Origin of the sequence: Bifidobacterium sp. RTP21102st3_E2_RTP21102_210122, assembly GCF_040916945.1 — a bacterium.
In the GTDB taxonomy this organism is placed as follows: Bacteria; Actinomycetota; Actinomycetes; order Actinomycetales; family Bifidobacteriaceae; genus Bifidobacterium; species Bifidobacterium longum.
The window spans coordinates 1-3,389 of sequence record NZ_JBCPAN010000012.1 but is presented as its reverse complement, the minus strand read 5'-3'; the positions used below and the strand labels follow the sequence as shown (position 1 = coordinate 3,389).

The window sequence follows — 3,389 nt, the reverse complement described above, 5'->3', positions numbered from 1 at the left end:
CTTCTTTTTCTTGCCAGTCTTGATTTTGTGCATTTTCCGCAAAGACTGTTCCAGAATGTTGTAAGACTAAGTGTCCTAATTCGTGGCATTTGGTAAAGTTTTGTCTGTTTGGGCTGTTTTCTGATTCGTAAGAGAAAGAGATTCCTAAGTTATCAATTAAGGTCAGTCCTAAAATTGCCTCGTCCGAAAAATGATGAGGCAATGTTTTAATCTTGTATTGAGTAGTAATGTGGTTGAAATAGTCTTCAAAAGTGTAATGGATTTTGGAGATATTGTAAAGTTTAATGAACTGATAAATTTCTTTCTTAGCAATATCCCAGACTTTGAAATAAACGTCTTTCACTACTCATCTTCCTCAAATGCTTTTCTTCTAATTTCCATAAATTCTAAGAGTTCTTTTTTGAAGATCTCTTTTTGTTCAGGAGTCATATTTTTTGAATTTTTACGGTAGAGAATTTCGACATCAGATAGTTCATCTTCTGGATTTTTATTATCTGTTTCACCGGTAAGGTATTCAGTAGACACTTTAAAAAAGTTTGCTAGTTTAACAAGCGCTTCATGTTTGGGATTTCTATCTCCTTTTTCCCAAAAACCGATATTTTGTTGACTAGTTTCTATTTGTTCTGCTAGTTCTTTTTGAGTTAGACCAGCTTCTTTTCGTAGAGCTTTTAGGCGTTCTGTAAACATATTTTGAGCCTTTCAAAAATTTTTAAATTTTTTAAAAAAAGTATTGACAGAAAACTGCAAATGTTGTATTATATATTTAACAACAAAAGTTGTTGCAAGAGATAATAATTATAACAAACAGATGGAAAAAACGGGAGATAAATTAAATCGAGCAGTCATATTAAATTTTACAAATGCTATTTTAAGTATTGCTGATCAGTTTGAAAGTGTCCCAACTTTTTCTCCTTATGACTAGATATATTAAATAGTATTTGATGTATCTATTGATGAAGAGAAAGAAGTATCTTTATCAAAACATAAAGAATAGGATTTATTTCTTGAATATTTTATTATAAAGTGTTAATACACAATGAATAATGTAAATAGTAAACGTGATAAGAAATAGTTAAAAAATATTCGCTTAATAATATCCATTTAAAAAATTCTTTATTAGAACATTGACAATTAAATAAAAAGTACGTCTGCAATCCGAAAATCCAGACTGTAAACGCACCTAGAAATACCAATTCAATTATATCTTAAAATAAGATTTTTGTCAAAAGACTTTAAGATATAGGTTGTGTTGAAGTATGAGATATGTTGGTTTTGTGGAGATGTATAAATTCACTAGAACTTAATTTTGGTTGTTGTTATAAATTCCAAGTGAAGATGACAATGATAATTAGGATAATAGAGATAAGTGGGTAGGTTAAAAACATTTGAAAATAGTACGAGAGTACAAATCGAATTATTTTAAAAATGAGTTTTGTAATTCCTTTAATAATGTCTTTCATGTCTAGTTCTCCTTGAAATTATGTGTATAATGAAGAATAAAAATCATCCAAGGGGTGTTTCCATCTGCCCAAGGATTGGTTTATTATTCATTTGTTGTATGTTCATTATATCACAAGTATTTTAAGAAGTCAAAATTAAGTTCTAGCGAGTTTATACATGAAGTATTAAGGTTTATGCTAGTTATCCTGTGTAGAGCAAAAAACTAGAGGTGCTGGCTGAGAACAGCTGGAAGAGCGATCGAGGGCAATGTCGGAGAGAGACGATAACCTTTTATACGGGACAGGCGCTAGGTAAGGTATAACTCTTGCTGAAAAATGGTATGCGAAGATACGAGCATGCACTAGATAGGATAGTTACCTATTTAGTAGAGCAGAAAGAAAAAGGCTAGGAATTCCCAGCCTTGAAATTAGATTATCCAACTAATTATGACAATAATTGTTAAAATTTTTCTGTTCTATTAAGTAGGTAATGTTGATGAGACGATTTGTTTATGGCAAGTCGCCTTTTTTTATTACGTGAAATGAGGTGAGAGATGAATCAATATTATAAGGTTTTGAAATTTATTTTAACTATTGCAATGTTGGTAGTAATGGTTGGTCTTGTTTATTATATGTTGTTTTTATTAGTAAAAGATATTTATTTGGCTTTTATAATATTGTTGATGTGGTTGCTGGCTTTTTTTGTGATGATTGGATACCTTATGTTGCTTTTTTAATTTTTGTTGTTCTTTTTATGGGAGAGTTTGTTAGATTGTTTACAGAAATAATCGAATTTCTCTTTAAAAGCTTTTAGTATGTCGGAAAATATGTATATGTTTGGATGGGAGTATAAAAAGGGGTGAATGATAGTTGGTAAGGGCTATAATTATGGGTGTCAGTTTAATTATTTTTGCACCAGTTTTGTTGTTGATGTTGATTTTTAAAACGTTAGGTTTTGTGTTTCGTTTTTAAAGGAGAATAATATTGAAGGAATATGGTGTGATTTATAATCAGAGGTATTTTGCGATTATTTTGGATAAGACAAGGTGGTTTATGAATGATATTTAAAGAATGGTTAAAAAAGCAACAGTTATTATTGCTTTTGAGAGACAGAGGGAAAAAGAATGATGTAGCTGTTTATTTTGATAATGATAATTTAATTTTTGTTAAAACAGGGAAGCATTTGAATAAGTATTTTGCGGTTCGTTTATCTAAACATGATATAGAGATGATTCATCAGTATTTATTGAATGGATCTTTTTTAATTTATTCTGGAGTAGTTCAATCAGGAATTTATAATTATGTGATGAAGACTAGATGGAAATGGCGAGATATAGTGACTTGGGAAGACTAAGTTAGAAATTGATAGATAGTGAGGTTGAGTAAAATGTGATGGAGAATTATGAGTATTTTGAGAAAGGATATGAGCGAATTTGGCAAAATTTTAAATTTTCTTTTAGAGTGTATCAGGCAAATATTGTTTTTCAGCGTCGTTTGTGTGTAGAGACATTGGAGGAAATTGATAGATTACATAAAGAATATTTGCGTTGTTATGGTGTTTCAACTTATGGATTGTATCGACGTTATTTGAATATGGTGGAGAGAAATTATGAGTTGATTAGATAGTAGTATATAATTTTTGTAAAACTGTTTATATTGTTGTAAAATAAATAAAAAATAGATTTAGGAGAAATTAAAATGAATAAAGTTAGTAAAACGTTGATGACAACAGTTGCGACTGTTGCTGTGGTAGGTGCAGGACAAGTGGTACATGCAGAAGACGTGCAACCAAAAGAGGTTAAAGGTACAGAAGCCACTCAATCAAAAGCAACTGTAACCAAAGAAGAAGTGGCAACCAGTCAAACAAAAGTAGATACCGCAACTGGACGTTATGCCAGCTTTGGCGTTGTAACAAGTTTGCCAGATGACATTATTGATTCTTTCTGGTAC

The 3,389-nt window shown here is 30.6% G+C and carries 5 protein-coding genes; 3 read left to right on the top strand and 2 right to left on the bottom strand.

Annotation, left to right across the window (positions count from 1 at the left end):
* Together AB5287_RS09815 and AB5287_RS09810 are read right to left on the bottom strand one after the other, a co-directional pair.
* A partial coding sequence (locus AB5287_RS09815) for an ImmA/IrrE family metallo-endopeptidase (protein ID WP_368221144.1) occupies positions 1-343 on the bottom strand: 343 nt, incomplete at its 3' end.
* The gene (locus AB5287_RS09810) at positions 343-687 is read right to left on the bottom strand and encodes a helix-turn-helix domain-containing protein (protein ID WP_368221142.1); all 345 of its coding nucleotides are present in this window, start codon (positions 685-687) and stop codon (positions 343-345) included. The genes AB5287_RS09815 and AB5287_RS09810, both read right to left, overlap by 1 nt.
* A gap of 1,809 nt (positions 688-2,496) precedes the next feature.
* On the opposite strand from AB5287_RS09810, the gene AB5287_RS09805 reads away from it, so the two are divergent.
* From AB5287_RS09805 to AB5287_RS09795, 3 genes are all read left to right on the top strand, one after another.
* Positions 2,497-2,793, top strand: coding sequence for a hypothetical protein (locus AB5287_RS09805; RefSeq protein ID WP_150901623.1), 297 nt, complete (start codon positions 2,497-2,499; stop codon positions 2,791-2,793).
* 38 nt (positions 2,794-2,831) lie between these two features.
* Positions 2,832-3,065, top strand: coding sequence for a hypothetical protein (locus AB5287_RS09800; protein WP_101750429.1), 234 nt, complete (start codon positions 2,832-2,834; stop codon positions 3,063-3,065).
* Between the two features lie 72 nt (positions 3,066-3,137).
* Positions 3,138-3,389 (top strand): hypothetical protein (locus AB5287_RS09795; RefSeq protein WP_368221139.1); only part of this gene is annotated, 252 nt, incomplete at its 3' end.